The 19362-nt window shown below is 69.0% G+C and carries 20 protein-coding genes; 6 read left to right on the top strand and 14 right to left on the bottom strand.

Annotated elements, in window-relative coordinates; genetic code table 11:
- Positions 1-16 precede the first annotated feature (16 nt).
- From ABT352_RS25680 to ctaC, 3 genes are read right to left on the bottom strand one after another with little or no spacing between them, the layout of a single operon-like run.
- A complete protein-coding gene (locus tag ABT352_RS25680) occupies positions 17-412 on the bottom strand; it encodes a cytochrome c oxidase subunit 4 (protein ID WP_350947470.1) in 396 nt (131 codons plus the stop codon).
- Positions 409-2034 (bottom strand): aa3-type cytochrome oxidase subunit I, encoded by a 1626-nt coding sequence (ctaD, locus tag ABT352_RS25675; RefSeq protein WP_350947506.1) that lies wholly within the window; start codon positions 2032-2034, stop codon positions 409-411. The genes ABT352_RS25680 and ctaD overlap by 4 nt, the downstream gene beginning before the upstream one ends.
- A 32-nt stretch (positions 2035-2066) precedes the next feature.
- The gene (ctaC, locus tag ABT352_RS25670) at positions 2067-2819 is read right to left on the bottom strand and encodes an aa3-type cytochrome oxidase subunit II (RefSeq protein WP_502992893.1); all 753 of its coding nucleotides are present in this window, start codon (positions 2817-2819) and stop codon (positions 2067-2069) included.
- 217 nt (positions 2820-3036) lie between these two features.
- Here ctaC and ABT352_RS25665 point away from each other — a divergent pair, with 217 nt between their 5' ends.
- The 3 genes from ABT352_RS25665 to ABT352_RS25655 all read left to right on the top strand — a co-directional run bounded on the left by ABT352_RS25665 (position 3037) and on the right by ABT352_RS25655 (position 4952).
- Positions 3037-4173, top strand: coding sequence for a cysteine desulfurase family protein (locus ABT352_RS25665; protein WP_350947468.1), 1137 nt, complete (start codon positions 3037-3039; stop codon positions 4171-4173).
- 25 nt (positions 4174-4198) lie between these two features.
- Positions 4199-4468: a sulfurtransferase TusA family protein gene (locus ABT352_RS25660; protein WP_350947467.1), complete on the top strand. Its 270-nt coding sequence runs from the start codon at positions 4199-4201 to the stop codon at positions 4466-4468.
- 61 nt (positions 4469-4529) lie between these two features.
- Positions 4530-4952, top strand: coding sequence for a CBS domain-containing protein (locus ABT352_RS25655; protein WP_350947466.1), 423 nt, complete (start codon positions 4530-4532; stop codon positions 4950-4952).
- A gap of 351 nt (positions 4953-5303) precedes the next feature.
- Here the strand turns inward: ABT352_RS25655 and ABT352_RS25650 are convergent, their stop codons facing one another.
- Positions 5304-6290, bottom strand: coding sequence for a carbohydrate kinase family protein (locus tag ABT352_RS25650; RefSeq protein WP_350947465.1), 987 nt, complete (start codon positions 6288-6290; stop codon positions 5304-5306).
- Positions 6291-6500: 210 nt separating this feature from the next.
- The gene (locus ABT352_RS25645) at positions 6501-6854 is read right to left on the bottom strand and encodes a HesB/IscA family protein (protein WP_030910261.1); all 354 of its coding nucleotides are present in this window, start codon (positions 6852-6854) and stop codon (positions 6501-6503) included.
- Between the two features lie 211 nt (positions 6855-7065).
- Between ABT352_RS25645 and nadA the strand changes: the two genes are divergently transcribed.
- Positions 7066-8229 carry a quinolinate synthase NadA gene (gene nadA / locus ABT352_RS25640; protein WP_350947464.1) on the top strand — a complete coding sequence of 388 codons (1164 nt, stop codon included), beginning with the start codon at positions 7066-7068 and terminating at the stop codon, positions 8227-8229.
- A gap of 255 nt (positions 8230-8484) precedes the next feature.
- Here nadA and ABT352_RS25635 read toward each other — a convergent pair whose 3' ends face one another.
- The 7 genes from ABT352_RS25635 to ABT352_RS25605 all read right to left on the bottom strand — a co-directional run bounded on the left by ABT352_RS25635 (position 8485) and on the right by ABT352_RS25605 (position 15613).
- Complete coding sequence (locus tag ABT352_RS25635; protein WP_350947463.1) at positions 8485-9210, bottom strand: SIMPL domain-containing protein; 726 nt, start codon at positions 9208-9210, stop codon at positions 8485-8487.
- Positions 9211-9344: 134 nt separating this feature from the next.
- Positions 9345-10097, bottom strand: coding sequence for a maleylpyruvate isomerase family mycothiol-dependent enzyme (locus ABT352_RS25630; RefSeq protein ID WP_350947462.1), 753 nt, complete (start codon positions 10095-10097; stop codon positions 9345-9347).
- Position 10098: 1 nt separating this feature from the next.
- Positions 10099-12606: a serine/threonine protein kinase gene (locus tag ABT352_RS25625; protein ID WP_350947461.1), complete on the bottom strand. Its 2508-nt coding sequence runs from the start codon at positions 12604-12606 to the stop codon at positions 10099-10101.
- Between the two features lie 324 nt (positions 12607-12930).
- Positions 12931-13521, bottom strand: coding sequence for a PspA-associated protein PspAB (gene pspAB / locus ABT352_RS25620; RefSeq protein WP_350947460.1), 591 nt, complete (start codon positions 13519-13521; stop codon positions 12931-12933).
- A 56-nt stretch (positions 13522-13577) separates the two neighbouring features.
- Positions 13578-14483 (bottom strand): zinc metalloprotease HtpX, encoded by a 906-nt coding sequence (gene htpX, locus ABT352_RS25615; RefSeq protein WP_350947459.1) that lies wholly within the window; start codon positions 14481-14483, stop codon positions 13578-13580.
- A 9-nt stretch (positions 14484-14492) separates the two neighbouring features.
- A complete protein-coding gene (gene pspAA, locus ABT352_RS25610) occupies positions 14493-14771 on the bottom strand; it encodes a PspA-associated protein PspAA (protein WP_350947458.1) in 279 nt (92 codons plus the stop codon).
- Positions 14768-15613 (bottom strand): PspA/IM30 family protein, encoded by an 846-nt coding sequence (locus ABT352_RS25605; RefSeq protein ID WP_350947457.1) that lies wholly within the window; start codon positions 15611-15613, stop codon positions 14768-14770. The genes pspAA and ABT352_RS25605 overlap by 4 nt, the downstream gene beginning before the upstream one ends.
- Positions 15614-15761: 148 nt before the next feature.
- Between ABT352_RS25605 and ABT352_RS25600 the strand changes: the two genes are divergently transcribed.
- Complete coding sequence (locus ABT352_RS25600) at positions 15762-16370, top strand: DUF3043 domain-containing protein (protein WP_350947456.1); 609 nt, start codon at positions 15762-15764, stop codon at positions 16368-16370.
- Between the two features lie 126 nt (positions 16371-16496).
- On the opposite strand, the gene ABT352_RS25595 is transcribed toward ABT352_RS25600, so the two are convergent.
- A complete protein-coding gene (locus ABT352_RS25595; RefSeq protein ID WP_350947455.1) occupies positions 16497-17906 on the bottom strand; it encodes an SMI1/KNR4 family protein in 1410 nt (469 codons plus the stop codon).
- A gap of 55 nt (positions 17907-17961) precedes the next feature.
- On the opposite strand from ABT352_RS25595, the gene ABT352_RS25590 reads away from it, so the two are divergent.
- A complete protein-coding gene (locus ABT352_RS25590; RefSeq protein WP_350947454.1) occupies positions 17962-18960 on the top strand; it encodes an aldo/keto reductase family protein in 999 nt (332 codons plus the stop codon).
- A gap of 89 nt (positions 18961-19049) precedes the next feature.
- Here the strand turns inward: ABT352_RS25590 and ABT352_RS25585 are convergent, their stop codons facing one another.
- Positions 19050-19256, bottom strand: a complete 207-nt coding sequence (locus tag ABT352_RS25585) for a hypothetical protein (RefSeq protein WP_350947453.1) — start codon at positions 19254-19256, stop codon at positions 19050-19052.
- Positions 19257-19362: the final 106 nt, after the last annotated feature.

Below are 19362 nucleotides of genomic sequence, written 5' to 3'. Positions count from 1 at the left end.
GGTGAGAAGCGCGGGGTCAGTGCGAGAAGTTGCCCCGGTAGTACTCGAAGACGAAACCGATCATGCTCATCACGATCGCGAAGACGCCGATCAGGAACAGCCACCAGCCGATGACCAGGCCGACCCCGCTGAGCGCGACGGCGAGGCAGACGAAGAGCGGCCACCAGCTGTGCGGGCTGAAGAAGCCGAGCTCCCCCGCGCCGTCGCTGATCTCGCCCTGCTTGTCGTCCTCCGGCTGGTCGCCGATGCGGCGGGCCGTGTACATGAGGTAGTAACCGATCATGAACGCGAAGCCCACCGAGATGGCCATCGCGGTCGTGCCGACCGGCTCCTTCGACCAGTACCAGTAGACGACGTCCACGGCGGCGAAGAAGACGCCGCAGAGGATGAACAGCCAGCCCTGGACCTTCATCGGCTCTCCTCCAGCTCACGGGCCGGGATGTGCGGGTGCTTGAGGTCGAACGCCGGGCGCTCGGACCGGATACGGGGCAGCGAGGTGAAGTTGTGCCTCGGCGGCGGGCAGGACGTCGCCCATTCGAGGGAGTTTCCGTAACCCCACGGGTCGTCCACGGTGACCTTCGGCGCGGTCTTGTGGGTCTTCCACACGTTGTACAGGAACGGCAGTGTGGAGGCGCCCAGCAGGAACGCGCCCACCGACGAGATCATGTTGAGATCGGTGAACCCGTCGATCGGGCTGTAGTCGGCGTAGCGGCGCGGGAAGCCCTGCGCGCCGAGCCAGTGCTGCACCAGGAAGGTGGTGTGGAAACCGATGAACAGCGTCCAGAAGTGGATCTTGCCCATCGTGTCGTTCAGCATCTTGCCGGTGAACTTGGGCCACCAGAAGTAGAAGCCCGCGAACATCGCGAACACCACGGTGCCGAAGACCACGTAGTGGAAGTGCGCGACCACGAAGTAGGAGTCGGAGACCTGGAAGTCCAGCGGCGGGGAGGCGAGGATGACGCCGGTCAGGCCACCGAACAGGAACGTCACCAGGAAGCCGACCGAGAACAGCATCGGCGACTCGAACGACAGATGGCCGCGCCACATGGTGCCGATCCAGTTGAAGAACTTCACCCCGGTGGGCACCGCGATGAGGAACGTCATGAACGAGAAGAACGGCAGCAGCACCTGCCCTGTGGGGAACATGTGGTGCGCCCACACGGTGATCGACAGACCCGCGATCGCGATCGTCGCACCGACCAGGCCGATGTAGCCGAACAGCGGCTTGCGGCTGAAGACCGGCAGGATCTCGGTCACGATGCCGAAGAAGGGCAACGCGATGATGTAGACCTCGGGATGCCCGAAGAACCAGAACAGGTGCTGCCAGAGCAGCGCGCCGCCGGTCTCGGGGGCGAAGATGTGCGTGCCGAGCTTGCGGTCGGCCTCCAGCGCGAGCAGCGCGGCGGCCAGCACCGGGAAGGCCATCAGCACCAGGATCGAGGTGAGCAGGACGTTCCAGGTGAACATCGGCAGGCGGAACATCGTCATGCCGGGCGCGCGCATGCAGATGATCGTGGTGATGAAGTTCACCGAGCCGAGGATCGTGCCCAGACCGCTGATGGTGAGGCCCACGATCCACAGGTCTCCGCCGATCCCGGGAGAGCTGATCGCGTTCGACAGCGGGGTGTAGGCGAACCAGCCGAAGCTCGCCGCGCCGCCCGGGGTGATGAAGCCCGACAGGGCGATGAGGCTGCCGAAGGTGAAGAGCCAGTAGCTCACCATGTTCAGCCGCGGGAACGCGACGTCGGGGGCGCCGATCTGCAGGGGCATGAGCTCGTTGGCGAAGCCCGCGAACAGCGGGGTCGCGAACATCAGCAGCATGATCGTGCCGTGCATGGTGAACAGCTGGTTGAACTGCTCGTTGCTGGTGAACTGCAGACCCGGCTGCGCCAGCTCCGCCCTCATGATCAGCGCCATCACGCCGCCGATGATGAAGAAGATGAACGAGCTGATCAGGTAGAGGTGTCCGATGATCTTGTGATCGGTGGACGACGCCCACTTCGTGATGATCGACCCCTTGCGGGTCGGCGGCATCGGGGAGTGGACGAGGGGTTCGTTAAGTGCGGTCACTGGGCACCCGCCTGGCTAGCGATGTACTGGTCGAACTCGGCCGGGGTGACGAGTTTCACCGAGAAGAGCATCCGGCTGTGGTCGACGCCGCAGAGCTCGGCGCAGCGTCCGGCGTGGACGGTGCCGGGCTTCTCCAAGGTGTCGACCTCGAAGCTGTTGTTCACCCCGGGGATCACGTCGAGCTTGAAGTGGAACGCCGGGACCCAGAAGGAGTGGATGACGTCCGGCGAGTGCAGGTCGAACTTCACCTTCCTGCCGGCCGGCAGCACCAGCTGCGGCCCCTTGGTGTAGTCGGAGGCGGGCTGGCCGACCACCTGGGCGGTCTTGCCGTTGTACTCCGTGGTGAAGCGCCAGCTCCACTGGAAGCCCTCGACCTTGACCGTCACGTCGGGCTTGGTGGACATGCTGGTGATGTAGTTCTGGTCGCGCGCGGTGAAGAAGAAGAAGACGCCGACCATGATGATCGGCACCACCGTGTAGAGGATCTCGATCGGGAGGTTGTACCGCACCTGAGGCGGCAGCTCGTCCTTGGAGTTCTTCTTCTTACGGTGGAAGGCGACGGACCACAGGATCAGGCCCCACACGACCACACCGGTGGCGAGGGCCGCGATCCACGATCCGTTCCACAGACTCTGGACGGCTTCGGACTGCTTGGTGACGCCCTCGGGCAAGCCGGCTCGGGACCAGTCTTCGGCACTGCACGCCGTCAGGGAAACCAGCAGCAGTGCCAGAGCGGCAGCGCGCGGCACCCGGCGGCGGGCCAACGGACGCCGTGCAGAACGGCGGGTCGGACTCACGGATCGCCTACCCCACAGATGAAGCCCAGGAGTCGCTCCTGGGCGGTCGTTTGTTCACGTTCAAGATTTCGTAGTTCACAGCTTCACGCTGGGGGACACATTAGCGCGGACCACCCTCGCCCTCCCCCGCAGCCCCCGCACGCACCGCGCGTGGTGCGACGATTGAGAGGTGGCGTACTTCGACGCGGCCTCCACGGAGCCGCTGCACCCCCAGGCTCGCGAGGCTCTGATCGCGGCCCTCGACGTCGGCTGGGCCGACCCCGCGAGACTGTACGGTGCCGCCCGCCGGGCAAGGATGTTACTGGAACAGGCGCGTGTCGAGGTGGCCGAGGCGCTGGGCGCCAGGCCCGACGAGGTCTCCTTCACCACCTCCGGCACCCAGGCGGTGCACCTGGGCGTCCTCGGCACCCTGCACGGACGCCGCAGGACGGGCCGCCGCCTGGTCACCTCGGCCGTGGAGCACTCCAGCGTGCTGCACGCGGCGGGCGTCCACGAGCGCGACGGCGGCTCGGTCGAGACGGTCGGCGTCGGCATCACCGGCGCGGTCGACCCCGACGCCTTCGGCGAGGCGGTCCGCGCCGAGGGCACGGCGCTGGCCTGCCTGCAGAGCGCCAACCACGAGGTCGGCACGCTCCAGCCGGTCGCCGAGGCGGCGGCGGCGTGCGCGGAGGTGGGGGTGCCCCTGCTGGTGGACGCCTCCCAGACGGTGGGCAGGATGCCGCCGCCCCCCGGCTGGTCGGTGCTCGCCGCCGGCGCGCACAAGTGGGGCGGGCCCGCCGGGGTCGGCGTGCTGGTGGTCCGCAAGGGCACCCGGTGGCGCACCCCGCTGCCCGAGGACGACCGCGAGCGCCGCCGGGTCCCCGGGTTCGAGAACGTCCCCGCGATCGTCGCCGCGGCCGCCGCGCTGCGCGCCATGGTGGCCGAGTCGGTCGTGGAGTCGGCCAGGCTCTCGGCGCTGGTGGATCGCGTCAGGGCCGAGGTGCCCCGGCTCGTCCCCGACGTCGAGGTCATCGGTGATCCGGTCGCTCGGGCACCGCATATCGTCACCTTTTCGTGTCTTTACGTGGAAGGTGAGGCATTGCTCACCGAGCTGGACAAGGCCGGGTTCTCGGTGTCGTCCGGCAGTTCCTGCACGGCGAGTACGCTTCGTCCGTCGCATGTTTTGGAGGCCATGGGCGTGCTCACGCACGGGAACGTCCGCGTTTCGCTGCCCCGGGGCACCTTGACGGCGGATGTCGACCGCTTCCTCTCCGTCCTGCCGGGCATGGTGCGCAGGATCCGCGAGGAGGCGGGGGTCAAGCTTTGATCAACATTCGGGGAGTGAAGACGCGATGACCTCCAGCCAGGCCACCCCGGCGGGATCGGCGCAGCCGGTGGCCCTCACGATCGACGCGCTGGGCAAGAAGTGCCCGATCCCGATCATCATGCTCGCGGCCCAGATCAACGACGTGCCGCGCGAGGGGATCGTCGCGGTCCTCGCCGACGACCCGGCCGCCTTCACCGACATCCCGGCCTGGTGCCGGTTGAAGTCGCACCACCACGTGGGCAGCCACGAACTCCCCGAGGGCGGCTGGGCCATCCACGTGCGCCGCAATTACTGACATGTCCCGAAATTGGGTATGACCCTCCCGAAAACACGCCCAAACAGTTCGGGGGGACGACATGAGCGGTGAGACGGCGAGAGACCTGATGCACACCGGGGTCAGGTGCGTCGAGGCGCACGAGACGCTCGACCGGGCGGCGCAGATGATGCGGGACATGAACGTGGGCGCCCTGCCCATCTGCGGCAGCGACGACCGGCTGAAGGGGATCATCACCGACCGCGACATCGTGGTCAAGTGCGTGGCGCACGGCCTCGACCCCTCCACGACGACCGCGGGAGACCTCGCCACCGGCCTGGTCTGGGTGTCGTCGGACGCGAGCGTCGAGGAGGCGCTCGCCAAGATGGAGGAGAACCAGATCCGGAGGCTGCCGGTGATCGAGGACGGCCGCATCGTCGGCATGATCACCGAGGCCGATCTGGCGAGGAAGCTGCCCGACGACAAGATGGCCGAGTTCGTGCATCGCGTCTACGCGAATCTCTGACACCCGCCACCTGACCGGCACCCGGCCGACACAGGTGCCTGACGGTGGCCGCCGTACCGGCGGCACCGGCCGGGGCCACCGCCGGGCGACGGCCCGGCCGGTGCTCCGATCGGCGGCTCGAACACGGTGCCCGGGAAAGACATGGGGTCCGAAGAGACGCCGTGGCGCAACGGCTCAGCTGAGGCGTCGCGGCCGTGATGGCTCAGGGATGACCGTCACGGCCGTGGCGACTCGGGAGGAGCGTCACAGGCCCGGTGGTCAGGCGCGGTGGCTCAGGCCCGGTGGTCAGGCTCGCTGGCTCAGCGCGGTGGCTCAGCGCGGTGGCTCAGCGCGGTGGCTCAGCGCGGTGGCTCAGGCGTGGTGGCACTTCACGAAGGCGGCCACCTCGGCCGCGGCGTCGGCACCGTAGGCGTCGGCGAGGCGCTCCAGGAAGACCTTCTGGCCGAGCTCGTACTCCTGGCCGCCGACACGCTCCAGGACGTGGGTGGCGGTGAGGTTGCCGACCTGGCCGCAGCGCTCCAGGGACAGCCCCCAGGCCAGGGCGGCGAGGAAGCCGGAACGGAAGGCGTCGCCCACGCCGGTGGGGTCGACCTTGCCGAGCTCGGGCGCCGAGGGGACGTGCAGGGACGGCTCGCCCTCGCGGTCGATGACGACGCCCTTGGGACCGAGCGTGGTGACGCGGACGCCGACCCGGCCGAGGATCTCCTCGTCGCTCCAGCCGGTCTTCTGCTCGATCATGCCCTTCTCGTAGTCGTTGCCGAACAGGTAGGCGGCGCCGTCGACCAGCTCACGGATCTGCTCCCCGGGCATACGGGCGAGCTGCTGGGAGGGATCGGCCGCGAACGGGATCGCGCGCTGGCGCGCCTCGGCGGTGTGCCTGAGCATCGCCTCGGGGTCGTTGGGGCTGATCAGCACCAGGTCCAGGCCACCGATCCGCTGGGCCACCGGACCGAGCTCGATGAGGCGGGCCTCGGCCATCGCGCCGGTGTAGAACGAGGCGATCTGGTTGTGATCCTCGTCGGTCGTACACAGGAAGCGCGCGGTGTGGTGCGTCTCGGAGACGTGGATGGAGTCGCAGTCGACGCCATGGCGCTCCAGCCAGGAGCGGTAGTCGGCGAAGTCGGAGCCGACCGCGCCGACCAGGACGGGCCTGAGGCCCAGGCAGCCCATTCCGAACGCGATGTTGGCCGCGCAGCCGCCGCGGCGGACCTGCAGGTCGTCCACGAGGAACGACAGGGAGACCCGGTGGAGCTGATCGGCGATGAGCTGGTCACTGAAGCGGCCGGGAAAGGTCATCAGTTGGTCGGTCGCGATTGAGCCGGTGACGGCGATGCGCACGGGGTTCTTCTCCTCGTTGTCAGCATCTCTGGAAACGCGGGCGGTTGGTCCACGCGGGAAGATGAGCCACGCAAGAATACGCGACCTTGCTCGCGTCCCGCTCGTGTCAGCGTGCTACCGCGGCCGCGCATGCGAAAGCCCCGCGAGGGTGACCGATGTCACCCCCGCGGGGCCGGGCGTTCTCGCTCGCCCGCCTCGCGGAGAACTCGCCTAGTTGAACGAGTCGCCGCAGGCGCACGAGCCGGTGGCGTTGGGGTTGTCGATCGTGAAGCCCTGCTTCTCGATCGTGTCGACGAAGTCGACGGTGGCGCCCACGAGGTAGGGGGCGCTCATCCGGTCGGTGACCACGCTCACGCCGTCGAAGTCGGAGACGACGTCGCCGTCCATCGAACGGTCGTCGAAGAAGAGCTGGTAGCGCAGGCCGGAACAGCCGCCGGGCTGCACGGCCACGCGCAGCTGGAGACCTTCCTCGCCCTGCTGCTCCAGCAGGCTCTTGACCTTCGCCGCGGCCGCGGAACTGAGGATCAGGCCCTGCGCCGTGGTCTCGCTGCTCTCAACCGACATATTGGTGACTCCCGCGTCTGCGTCGGCCGCTCCCCGGGAACGGCTGTCTGTTTTTGACGTCCTTCTCAGACGCTACCAACACCCGTCCCCCGGCACACATTCCTCAGCCGCCAGAACCATCCACCTTTGGACAAAGACCCCTCCCCCGGAATAAAGCCCCAATCCTGTGTGTCATCATTAGTCGTCACTTAGACGATAAGGGGGTGTGGCCATGACGACCACCGAGACCGGGCTTCCGCTCTTCGTCCTCGGCAGGGGGGTCGACCCGCACAGCGAGCGCGGCGTCGACTGTCCCGGTGAGCTGCCGTCCGCTTCCGATCCGGCGCTCGTCGAGCGCGCCAGGAGGGCGAAGGCGGCACTCGGCGACAGGGTCTTCGTGCTGGGCCACCACTACCAGCGTGACGAGGTCATCCAGTTCGCCGACGTGACCGGCGACTCGTTCAAACTCGCGAAGGAGGCCGCGGCCCGGCCCGGCGCCGAGTACATCGTCTTCTGCGGTGTGCACTTCATGGCCGAATCCGCCGACATCCTCACCTCGGACTCCCAGAAGGTCGTGCTGCCCGACCTCGCGGCGGGATGCTCGATGGCCGACATGGCCACCTTCGACCAGGTCGAGGAGTGCTGGGAGGCCCTGGAGGACGCGGGGATCGCCGGGGTCGCCGGGGGCACAGTCCCCGTCACCTACATGAACTCCAGCGCCGACATCAAGGCGTTCTGCGGGCGCAACGGCGGCGCCGTGTGCACCTCCTCCAACGCCAGGCGCGCCCTGGAGTGGGCCTTCTCCCGCGGGGAGAAGGTGCTCTTCCTCCCCGACCAGCACCTGGGCCGCAACACCGCGGTGCTGGAGATGGGCCTGTCGCTGGAGGACTGCGTCGTCTACAACCCGCACCGGCCGAACGGCGGCCTCACCGCCGAGCAGCTCGAGAACGCCAAGATGATCCTGTGGAAGGGGCACTGCTCGGTGCACGGCCGCTTCAGCCCCGAGTGCGTGGACGACGTCCGCGCCCGCATCCCCGGCGTCAACGTGCTGGTCCACCCCGAGTGCAGGCACGAGGTGGTCACCAAGGCCGACCACGTCGGGTCGACCGAGTACATCATCAAGAAGATCGAGGAGGCTCCGGCCGGATCCTCCTGGGCGGTGGGCACCGAGCTGAACCTGGTCAAGCGGCTCGGCGCCATGTTCCCCGACAAGAACGTGACGTTCCTGGACCGGACGGTCTGCTACTGCTCGACGATGAACCGGATCGACCTTCCGCACCTGGTGTGGGCGCTGGAGTCGCTCGCCTCCGGTCAGGTCGTCAACCAGATCACCGTGGACGCCGACACCGCCCACTGGGCCGGGGTCGCCCTGGACCGGATGCTCGCCCTGCCCTGACCTCATGGCCAGGCCCCGGCCGGGGAAGGTCTCGATCCCTGATCCTGCCGGGCTCGGGGTCCCTGCGGCTCCACCCCGGACCTCAGGGACCTCAGGGACCTCAGGGACCTCAGGGACCTCAGGGACCTCAGGGACCTCAGGGACCTCAGGGACCTCAAGTGGACGGGCCCCGGCGGGTGGTGACCCGCCGGGGCCCGTCGCGTGCCGGGGACCTGTCGCGTACCCGGGGTCGGGGGAGCACCGCGTGAGCGGGGCCTATTCGAGCTCGTAGACCACCCTGACGCTGACGGACACGTTCTTGGTGCCGGGGCTGATCGACGCCCTGTCGACCGCCGCGGCGAAGCCGACGAACGGCGTCGGCGGGGTGACGTTCTGCTCGGTGATCTCCATGACGCGGCCGAGTCCTCGGCCCGCGAGCCTGGCGTACTGCGTGGCACGGCTCTTCGCGTCCCTGAACGCGATATCGCGCGCCAGCCTGAGCGGCACCCGGTTGTCGGACACCTCGAAGGTGACACCGTTGAACCGGACCGCCTCTCCGGCGGCGGCCGCCGCGTCCACCACGTCGTCCGCCTTGTCAAGGTCGCGCACTATCGCCTCGATGCCCTGCGTGGCCCGGTATCCGGAGATCGTGGGGTAGTCCTTGTACTCGGGGGCGAGGGTGAGCTCGTCGGTCCGCAGGTCCTTCGGCGCGACCCCGGCCGCGAGCAGTGCCTGCGTCAGGTCGGCGGCGGCGGCACGGGCCGCGGTGAACGCCTCACCGGGGGTGGGACGGCGCACCTCGACGCCGGTGTCCAGTCGCATGATGTCGGGGGTGGTGGACACGCTGCCCTCTCCCACGACCGTGATGTGAGGGCGGCCGCCCTCCACGGTCGCCACGGAGGAATCGGAATCCGCGAGCGCGGTGCCGCCGGACAGACCGGCGAAGAACAGTCCCGTGGCGACGAGCACCGCCGAGGTGATCGCCTGAGACATCTTGATCATGGAGTCATGACACCACGGGACCGTGATCGCGGCGGCGAGCCCCGCGCGCTCCCTGTCGTGTCTTGGCCGAACCTCGGACGGCTGTTTTGCCTTCGCCCCACGGGTCGGGGACCTGCTGGGGAAGCCGGGCGGGCCTAGATCCGGGCGAGCCCCCGCCACCAGCCCAGCAGCCCGCCGTCCCCCTCGATCGCGTAGTCGTCGGGGCTGCGGCGTCCCCACACGACCTGGAGCAGGTCGGCCGACGTGGCGGCGAGCACGGTCACGGTGCCCGGTCGCAGGGACCGCTGGTAGTGGAAGCGGTCGGGGTCGAGAGTGATCACCCACCCGGCTCCGGTGTCGGCCTGCAGCGAGATCGTCTCACCGCCGCCCCTGATCTCGGCCACGTCCGGGTTCCACTTCACATGCGGCAGGATGTCGAGAAACTCCTCGACCCCGCCGGCCGCCACGTGCTCGTCGATCGCGACCGGGACGCCCAGCGCGAGCTCGGCGTCCACCCGGTGCACCAGGGTCTCGTACAGCATCCGCCTCGACCAGAACCGCACCCGCCGCTCCCCTCCCCAGGACCACATCGGCGCCTGCGGATCCCGCGACAGCAGCGCCTCGGGCAGGAAGGAGGCGCCCTCGCCGAGCCAGGCGGCATATCCGGCCGGGTCGGCGGGCAGGCCCATGTCCATGCCGTCGCGGTCGTAGCGCCTCTCGGCCAGGTCCCGCACCATGGCGGCCACCCACCGATGCACGCCTCCGGTGTGGGCGGTGAGCCTCGCCAGATCCCAGCCGGGACAGGTGAGCACGGAAACGGACAGGTCACGTCCGCGCAGCACGTCGGCCATCCGGGTGATCTCCGCGGCGGCGGCCGCGGTGTGCTCGGCGTGGGTCCACTCCCTCATGTCAGCCCTCTCGTGTGAAGCGCATGAACTGCTTCTCGTACTCCTTGGCGTCGGTGCTGGTGGCCAGCACCCGCTGTGCCTTCCCCTTGAAGTCGAACACCACCGCCTCGTAGCCGGAGCCCTTGCGCCGCCAGCCCGCGATGTGCTCGTCGTCGTACCAGCCGATGAGCCGTTCCGTCTCGAACGGGATCCTGACCTTCGCGGGTGCGTCGGAGCCGGTGGACCAGACGCAGATCTCCTTCTTGCTCTCCTTGCAGTACGTCAGCAGGGAGGAGCCGGACGGGGAGATGTCGTCGCCCTCGACCGTGATCGGGGTGCCCACGTCCAGCAGGGTCTGCAGCACGGTGCCCTGGGTGTCGTAGAAGCGGATGCGCTGGGTCTTGCCGGTGAGCGCCCAGGTGCCGACGGCCCGGCCGTCCCCCCTCCAGAAGTAACTCCACGTGCCGGCGTCCTTCTCCTTCACGCGGACGACCCTCGCCTTCTTCGTGGCGACGTCGATGATCGCGAAGCCGTACTCCTTGCTGGTGTCGTCGACCGCCTCATACAGGGTGACCAGACCGCGCTTGCCGTCCGGTGACCACTGCGGCAGCGTCGGGTAGACCGGCGCCTTGGTGACCCTGATCCTGGTCGCCGCACCGGATCGATGATCGATGACCGAGACGATCGCGTAGCTGTCCGTGTCGTAGATCCGGTCGGTGCCCAGCGCCTGGGTGCCCGCGGCGTTCACCGTGTACTGGAAGTACTTGTCGTTCTTGACGAACCGTTCGGTGCCCTGCCGACGAACGTAGAGGGTCTTGTCCCACTCCAGGCTGTAGGAGCTCAGCTTGATCGGGTCCTGCGTGCTCTCGTGGAGGGTGATCGAGCTGCCGGGCAGCTTGATCGTGCTCGTGTCCTGCGGCACCGTCGGGACGGTGGGGGTGGGGGTGGGGGTGCTCACGCCCTTCGTGACACCTGCCTGTGTGCCCCCCGGCGTCTCCGTGGTGCCGCGCGTCGCCAGTACGACGCCCCCGGCCACGAGCGCGGTGACCAGCACACCCCCCACGATCGCCGGCCACATCCTGCGCCCGCGCCGCTCGGGGGCCGACCGGCCCGGGTACGTCGGCCCGGGGTTCTGGTACTGGGGACCCGCGGAGGAGGGGAAGGCCGCGGGAGCGCCGTAGGACTGAGGTGCGGGCTGTCCCGGATATCCGGGCTGCGGGTGCCCGGGGCCCTGCGGGGGGTAGCCGCCCGCGTAGCCGTCGTGACCGGGATACCCGCCGGGGAAGTGCCGGGTGGGCGGCTCCTGCTGCGGGTAACCGTGCGGCCCGGACTGCTGGGCGTGGCCACGTGGGTCCGACTGCTGAAGGTGCTGGGGATACGCGGCCTGGCCGCGCGGATCGGACTGCTGGGGATTCGGCACATGACCGTGCGGGTTCGACTGCTGGAGGTGCGGGAGATGACCGGCGGGGCCACCCTGCGGACTCCCCATCGGGTAGCCCGCGCCGGGCCCGCTCTGCTGGGGGTAAGGCTGCGGCCCCGAGTGCTGCCCCTCGCCCTGCGGACGCCGCTGCCCGTACGCGGTGTGCTCGGGATCGTTTCCACCCGGATGTCCGCCGGGGCCGGTCCGCTGCGCCGCGGCGGCCGATCCCTCGGCGAGGATGCCGCGCGGCGCGGTGGGCAGGGCGGCGCCGGTCGCACCGCCCGTGTCACCGGGACCACCGGCGTGGCCGAGCAGCCTCAACAGCGCCTCTCCCGCGGTGGGACGCTGGGTGGGGTCCTTGGACAGGCACTGCCCGACCAGGTCGCGCAGCGCCGGATCGGCGATCGCTCCCAGCTCCGGCTCCATGTTCATGATCCGGTTGAAGATCGCCGGAAGGCTGTCCGTGCCGAACGGCGGCTGCCCGGTGGCCGCGAAGACCATCGTGCAACCCCACGCGAACATGTCGGCGGGCGAGCCCGCGTTCTCCCCCGCCAGTTGCTCGGGGGTCATGTACGAGGGGGTTCCGATCGCCATCGCGGTCAGCGTGGAGGTCCGGTCGAGCGCCTTGGCGATACCGAAGTCGATCACTCGGGGGCCGTCGGAGGCGAGCAGCACGTTGGAAGGCTTGAAGTCGCGGTGCACGATCCCCGCCTGGTGGATCGCGACGAGCGCGGTGACCGTGCCGATCGCCAGGCGGTGCAGGCCCGCGCCCTCACGAGGTCCCTCGCCGGTCACGACCGCGTCGAGCGTCGGACCGTCGATGTACTCGCTGACGATGTACGGGCGATGCTCGTCGACACCCGTCTCGATCACCGCGGCGGTGCAGAAGGGCGCGACACGCTGGGTCGTGCTGACCTCGCGGACGAAGCGTTCCATCGCCTCCTCGTCCTGCGTGAGATCCGCGCGGAGCAATTTGACCGCGACACGCGCTCCCGTCGGGGAAACGCCCAGGTAGACCGTTCCCTGGCCTCCCTCACCGAGCCGGGCGGTGAGCCGATACTCCCGCACCCGCTCGGGATCCCCGGGCCGCAAGGACACGAGGTCCGCCATGGTCACACCCTTCTCCCGTGATGATTTCCGGTCCCATTGTGAGGGCAAAGGGTCACAGGACGTACATCAAACCGCAAGCCGGACGGGCCGGTGTGGCACGCTCCACGCGTCCCACCGGTCACACGGCAGGGCCTTGCGGGAAAGGGGTTCTCGGGAGAGCCTCCCCGAGACCGGGCGCACCTCGCCGAGGCGCACGAGCACGGCGCCGGAGGGCGAACGTCTCGGAGGCCGGGCACACTTCACCGCGCCGCGCGGGCACGTCACCGGGGGTGGCGAACCCTCCAGGCCAGGCGCGTACCTCGCGGGCACATGGTGGCGGGGCCTTCAGAGGCCGGGCGCGCCCCAGAGGGGGAACCAGCGGCCGAGATCGGGCTCGATCTCCAGCTCGCCGCCGATCGCGCCGCGTACCTGCAGCTCCAGGGCGTTGTCCCTGCGCTGCGTCTGCCCCGTCCCATGCTCGGCGGGCAGCGGGGCGAACGGGTAGAAGGTGCCCTGCTTGTAGAGGTAGACCAGGGCGAGCCCGCGACCGCCGGGGTCGGTGAAGGAGATGAGCGAGCAGAGCAGGGAGGGGCCGAAACCCGCCGCCTCAAGGGAGGAGTTGACCGCGTGCAGGTCCGTGACGAGATCACCGAGCATGTCGGGATCACGACGCACCAGCAGCCACGTGTAGCCGAAGGAGTCCTTCGAGAACTCCACCGGGGGGCCGCCTCCGGCGTTCAGCAGCTGGGTGATGTCGCGCTCCAGCTCGGCGAACGCCCCGCCCTCGGCCGACCGGAAGCAGACCGCCCCCACGCCCGTCGGCGCCAGGCCGGTGGCGGCCTGCAGGGTCACCGCGGCCGAAGGCAGCGCGAACAGCGCGTCCAGGTCGGCCTTGGCCGGTTCGCTGCGCCCCATCAGCACGTTCCACCAGCGCATCGATCACTCCTCCGTCTCGTCCCCGCGCGGCACGGCGCGCCTGTCCGCGCGTCCGGTCATCCACCCTGCCCGAGCTGGGCGGAGATCCTGTTGAGCTGGTCCAGGCGCTGGTTCAGCGGCGGGTGGGTCGCGAAGAGGGCGGACAGGCCCGCCTTGCCGGACAGGGCCGGCGCGAAGAAGAAGGCGTTGAACGGCTCGGCCTCGCGCAGATCCCTCGTCGGGATGCGGGCCATCTCACCGCTGATCTTGACGAGGGCGCTGGCCAGGGCGGAGGGACGCTGGGTGAGCAGCGCTCCCGCGCGGTCGGCGGCCAGTTCGCGGTAGCGCGACAGGGCGCGGGTGAGCAGGAAGCTGACCGCGTACACCAGAGCCGAGACGAGCAGGATGATGAGGCCGATCGGCAGGCCGCCCCTGTCGTCGCGCCCGCGTCCGCCCAGGCCGCTGTAGAGCGCGACCCTGGTCATGAGCCCGGCGACGATGCCGAGGAAGGACGCGATCGTCATGACCGCGACGTCGCGGTGGGCCACGTGGGACATCTCGTGGGCCAGCACGCCCTCGAGCTCGCCCCTGTCGACCCGCCGCAGCAACCCCGTGGTCACGCAGACCACGGAGTTCTTCTGGTTACGGCCGGTGGCGAACGCGTTCGGGACGTCCGAGTCGGCGATCGCCACCCGCGGCTTGGGCATGTCGGCGAGTGCGCACAACCTGTCGATCATGCCGTGCAACTCGGGAGCCTCCTGCGGGGAGACGACACGCCCGTGCATCGCGAACAGCGCGATGCGATCGGACATGAAGTACTGCACGAGCAGGATGCCACCGGCGATCACGAGCACCACGACGGCCCGGACGCCCAACGCGATCAACACGGCCACGAAGATCACGTAGAGCAGTCCGAGCAGGAACATGGTGATCACCATGCGCCTTGTCAGGCCCCGGTCCGGGGCAAACCGGGTTTTTGCCATATCCCCAATCTAACCGGGGATCAGTCCTTCGTTGCCGAGCATCTCCCGCACTTCGTCCATGGACGCGTCAGCGGGAGGCAAAATCAGCTCCGAGGACTCCAGGCTGTCGTCGGGCAACGCCTTGCCGACGTGACGAACCTTGTCGAGCAGGGCGTGCAGCCGCACCCGGAAAGCCTCCTCCTCGCCGGCCTCGATCGCGGCCTCCAGCTCGGCGTCCAGCGCGTTCAGCACGTCGAGGTCGGCGGGGGCGATGTCGATCTGCCCCTCCCCCATGATGCGGACGATCACAGGCCCTCCCCCGGCTGGCGCAGCTGCTGGGTCTGGTTGGACTCCGGCTGCTGCTGAGGCTGCTGGTGCTGCTGCTGGTACTGAGGCTGCTGCTGCTGGTGCTGAGCCGGTCCGGGCGTGATCGCGCCCTGCGGCGCGGGACCCTGACCCAGCTCGGCCTTCATCCGGGCGATCTCCAGCTCCACGTCGTTCCCGCCGCCCATGCGGTCGAGCTCGGCCTGGATGTCGTCGCCGCGCTGCCCGCTGAAGTCGTCGAGCGCGCCGCTGGCCAGCAGCTCGTCGATGGCACCCGCGCGGGCCTGCATGGAGGCGGTCTTGTCCTCGGCGCGCTGGATCGCCAGGCCGACGTCGCCCATCTCCTCGGAGATGCCGGAGAAGGCCTCGTTGATCCGCGTCTGCGCCTCGGCGGCGGTGTAGGTCGCCTTGATCGTCTCCTTCCTCGTCCGGAAGGAGTCGACCTTGGCCTGCAGCCTGTGAGAGGCCGTGGTGAGCTTCTCCTCCTCGGCCTGCAGGTTGTCGTGCTGCACGCGGAGGTCGGCGATCTGGGTCTGCAGGCTGCCGCGCCGGGTCAGCGCCTCACGGGCCAGGTCCTCACGACCGACCCCGAGCGCTTTACGGCCCTGCTCCTCAAGCTTGCGCGCCTGCGCCTCGATCTGGTTGATCTGGAGCTCCACGCGCTTGCGCGAGGTGGCGACGTCCGCCACGCCCCGGCGCACCTTCTGCAACAGCTCCAGCTGTCGCTGATATGAGTAGTCCAGGGTTTCGCGAGGATCCTCCATCTTGTCCAACGCGTTGTTCGCCTTGGACCTGAAGATCAGCGAAAGTCTCTTCATCACGCTCATGCGCGTCGGCCGTCCCCTTCTTCAAGTGCGCTTCGGGTCACCCCAAGTGATTCCAGCCCCACCGAAAAGCACCGGAGCCACCATAGGGTTCACCCTACGCATAACGCGCGGGGGCGTCACTAAGTTGCAGTCCCGGTAGGCTGACGTTGTGTTCCGACGTACCCAGACCACCGCGGACGACTCCCCCGCCTCCGCTAACGATCCTAAGCCTGCGGGCAAGGGGCGTCCCACACCCAAGCGACGGGACGCCGAAGGCCGTCGCCGGCAGCCGGTGAACGCCCCTCAAAACCGCAAAGAGGCCTACAAGAACCTCCGCGAGCGTCAGGCCAACGAACGCGTCAAGGCGCGCGAGGGCATGTTGCGCGGCGACGAGCGCTACTTTCCCGCCCGCGACAAGGGCCCCGTCAGGAAGTTCGCGCGCGACTGGGTCGACTCCCGTCGTCTCGTCAGCCAGTACTTCCTGCCGTTCTCCCTTCTCATCCTGCTGCTCACCTGGATCCCGTTCCCCCTCGAGGTACGCGGTTACATCTACGCCGCGGTGATCACGGTCGGCTGGCCGCTCATGATGGTCACCGTGCTGCTCACCTCGATCTGGGTGTCCTGGAAGGTGAAGAACCTCGCCGCCGAGAAGTTCCCCAACGAGAACCTCAAGGGCGTCGGCTTCTACGCCGCCATGCGCGCGCTGCAGATCCGCAAGCTGCGCTTCCCGCCGCCCGCCGTGCTGCCCGGCGGCAAGCCCGTCCCGCCGAAGAACTGACGGCGGCGGAGCCCGACCCGAGGAGCACCGCGGCCGAGCACATCCGTCCCCGAGTCCCGTCCCCTCCATGAGGGGACGGGACTTTTCACTTCTCTCCCGCCGGAAGGGCGTCTCCCCCGGGCGATGTCAGCCCTCGACGACGTTCCAGCCCAGCTCGCCGTCGGTGACGACCGGTTTCCGGTGACCGATGGAGCCGCTGGTCTCCAGGGCGTGCGCCGTCGCCCTCAGCAGGCCGTAGTACGAACGGAGCCGGACGCCCCCGGATGTGAGGCTCGTCCTGCCCTCGTGACGGACGGCCCCCACATCGCGCGTCACAGAGTCGATCACCAGGTAACCGCCGCCGCCGTCGTCGGCACCGAACGGGATCATCCGTCCGTCCCACCACTCCGCCCGCGCCACGGTGTCGGCCCCGGCTTCCCCGTCCGTCGCGCACAGCCGCCGCCAGGTGTCGCGGATCCCGCGGACCCCCAGGTTCCAGGCGTTCGGGAACCCGAACGGCGAGATGCCCGGCACGACGGAGGATCCGTTGTGCCGCAGCAGGGAGGCACGCAGGTCGTCGGGGAAGCGCAGGCCCATCTGCGCCTCCGCGACGGCGATCGTACGGGCGCGGGCGGGTTCGCCCAGCGTGCGAAGGGTCGCGGGTGCGTTCGCCTCCAGCCACCTCTCGATGCGACGCCACTCGCGGTTCACCGCCCTCGTCACCTTCGGATCGAGCGCCCGCACCCGCGGACTCGACACGCGAGGGTGGCAGTCGGCGTCGGGGGCCCCGACACTCTCGTACGGGGGCGAGGTCTCGTACGTCTCGTTCGGGGGCGAGGTCTTGTACGGCCAGGTGGGTCCCGGACTCCTCTCGGCGGCCTCCGCGAGTTCCCCCAGATCGGACACCTCGCCGCACAGGTCTCCCTCGCACGGACGGTACCCGCATACGGAGCCGATCACGACCGACCCCGTCTCCCCCTCTTCGACATAGCGCGCCACCGAGTCGTCCTGGTCGACCGGTCCCGGCCCACACCGTCCGTCCGCGCCGGGCCGACTCCCGACCTCGATCACCTCCATGGTCTCCCCTCCGTTCGAGAAGACCGCGCTCTCCAGGACCTGCGTGCCGGCGGCGAACAGGCACAGTCCCACTCCCACGGCTCCCCAGCGGACCAGAAGGCGCCGGGTGGCCTCGTCCAGCGGCTCTCTCGGCGTCCGCCTCCGCTCGAACGTCCGCTCGACGGCGGTCTGGAAGGCGGAGGGGGTCCTGGCGGCGTACCGCCTGAGGTCCTCGTCCGTGGGGGTGCCGAGGATCGGCGCGGGAGGCCATCTCGGTGCGCGCTCCGCTCCGGGGGCCGTCCTCTCGGCAGAGCCGGACTCCGTCCCCTCCACGCGGGAGGGCGGCGCCTGTGGGGAGACGCCCCGATCTCCCCCGCGTGGGAAGCCGGCTCGGCGCTCCTCGGCCCGCCGCCACAGGCGTGCGACCGCCACGACGGCCGCCGCGAGCGTCGCGACGGCGAGCGCGAACCGTACCTTCCGAGAAGTGATCAACCGCAACACATCCGGCAAGGTATCCCGAATCATCGCGAAGCACGGCGCCTACTAATCTCGAACCATGGAATTCCGCCACCTTGGCCGCAGCGGTCTCATGGTCAGCGAGATCAGCTACGGCAACTGGATCACACACGGTTCCCAGGTAGAGGAGGACGCCGCCAAACAGTGCGTGCAGGCGGCACTCGACGAGGGGATCACCACCTTCGACACCGCCGACGTGTACGCGGGCACCAAGGCGGAGGAGGTGCTCGGCCGCGCCCTGTCCGGAGTCCGCCGCGAGTCCCTGGAGATCTTCACCAAGGTCTACTGGCCGACCGGACCCGGCCCCAACGACCGAGGGCTCTCGCGCAAGCACATCACCGAGTCGCTGCACGGCTCGCTGCGCCGTCTGCAGACCGACTACGTCGACCTGTACCAGGCGCACCGCTTCGACAACGAGACACCGCTTGAGGAGACCCTCAAGACCTTCGACGATCTCGTACGCCAGGGCAAGGTCCTCTACGTCGGCGTCAGCGAGTGGACCGCCGACCAGATCGGCCGGGCACTGAAGATCGCCGACGAGATGGGCTTCGACCGCCTGGTCTCCAACCAGCCCCAGTACTCCATGCTGTGGCGGGTCATCGAGACCGAGATCGTGCCGCTGAGCGAGAAGGAGGGCGTCGGCCAGGTCGTCTTCTCCCCCATCGCCCAGGGCGTGCTCACCGGCAAGTACCGGCCGGGGCAGCCGCCCCCCGCCGGTTCACGTGCCACCGACCCCACCGGTGGCAACTTCATCGCCCGGATGCTCAACGACGACGTGCTCACCCGCGTGCAACAGCTGGAACCGATCGCCTCCGACCTCGGCCTGAGCATGGCCCAGCTCGCGGTCGCCTGGGTGCTGCAGAACCCCAACGTGGCCTCGGCCATCGTGGGGGCCAGCAGGCCCGAGCAGGTCCGCGACAACGTCAAGGCCTCCGGGGTCAAGCTGGAGTCCGAGGTGCTGAAGAAGATCGACGACATCCTCGGCCCGGTCGTCGAGCGCGACCCCGCCAAGACCGTGAGCCCCGAGCGTCGCCCCTAGCGGCAAAAACCCTTCGGCCCTCGTTCTTCATCGAGGAGCCGAAGGGTTTCCGTTCACCCAGGTCATTCAGTGCGCCGAATTCAGGGCGCTCATTCAGGGCGCAGTGACATTCCCTCGTACTCGACACGTTCGCCTTCGATCAGGGTGACCCTCTCGACTCCGGCCTCCAGCAGCTCACGCCAGCTTTCACCCAGCCACGACTCGGCGTCCGCCTGGCTCGGGAACGTGTCGGAGGGCGAAACACCCTCGACCACCTCGCCGCCGTTCGCGTCTTCGTAACGCCAGCGCCACGTCATGCCACAACTCCTTCTCGCAGGTCCTGCCGGTGCCCCTCGGCGGCCTCAGCGAACCCTACCTCTCCATGACGCTCCCGGACATGAAGGCGAGATCTTGATTTCCTTC

It is taken from the genome of Streptosporangium sp. NPDC000563 (assembly GCF_040299985.1).
Taxonomy (GTDB): domain Bacteria; phylum Actinomycetota; class Actinomycetes; order Streptosporangiales; family Streptosporangiaceae; genus Streptosporangium.
This window is presented reverse-complemented; position numbering and strand designations above follow the sequence as displayed.

Coding starts and splice junctions, on each gene's coding strand:
- ABT352_RS25680 (WP_350947470.1), bottom strand. CDS start 412: ATGAAGGTCCAGGGCTGGCTGTTCATCCTCTGCGGCGTCTTCTTCGCC.
- ctaD (WP_350947506.1), bottom strand. CDS start 2,034: ATGCCGCCGACCCGCAAGGGGTCGATCATCACGAAGTGGGCGTCGTCC.
- ABT352_RS25660 (WP_350947467.1), top strand. CDS start 4,199: ATGACCTCCAGCCAGGCCACCCCGGCGGGATCGGCGCAGCCGGTGGCC.
- ABT352_RS25655 (WP_350947466.1), top strand. CDS start 4,530: ATGAGCGGTGAGACGGCGAGAGACCTGATGCACACCGGGGTCAGGTGC.
- ABT352_RS25645 (WP_030910261.1), bottom strand. CDS start 6,854: ATGTCGGTTGAGAGCAGCGAGACCACGGCGCAGGGCCTGATCCTCAGT.
- nadA (WP_350947464.1), top strand. CDS start 7,066: ATGACGACCACCGAGACCGGGCTTCCGCTCTTCGTCCTCGGCAGGGGG.
- ABT352_RS25635 (WP_350947463.1), bottom strand. CDS start 9,210: ATGATCAAGATGTCTCAGGCGATCACCTCGGCGGTGCTCGTCGCCACG.
- ABT352_RS25630 (WP_350947462.1), bottom strand. CDS start 10,097: ATGAGGGAGTGGACCCACGCCGAGCACACCGCGGCCGCCGCCGCGGAG.
- ABT352_RS25625 (WP_350947461.1), bottom strand. CDS start 12,606: ATGGCGGACCTCGTGTCCTTGCGGCCCGGGGATCCCGAGCGGGTGCGG.
- pspAB (WP_350947460.1), bottom strand. CDS start 13,521: ATGCGCTGGTGGAACGTGCTGATGGGGCGCAGCGAACCGGCCAAGGCC.
- htpX (WP_350947459.1), bottom strand. CDS start 14,483: ATGGCAAAAACCCGGTTTGCCCCGGACCGGGGCCTGACAAGGCGCATG.
- ABT352_RS25605 (WP_350947457.1), bottom strand. CDS start 15,613: ATGAGCGTGATGAAGAGACTTTCGCTGATCTTCAGGTCCAAGGCGAAC.
- ABT352_RS25590 (WP_350947454.1), top strand. CDS start 17,962: ATGGAATTCCGCCACCTTGGCCGCAGCGGTCTCATGGTCAGCGAGATC.
- ABT352_RS25585 (WP_350947453.1), bottom strand. CDS start 19,256: ATGACGTGGCGCTGGCGTTACGAAGACGCGAACGGCGGCGAGGTGGTC.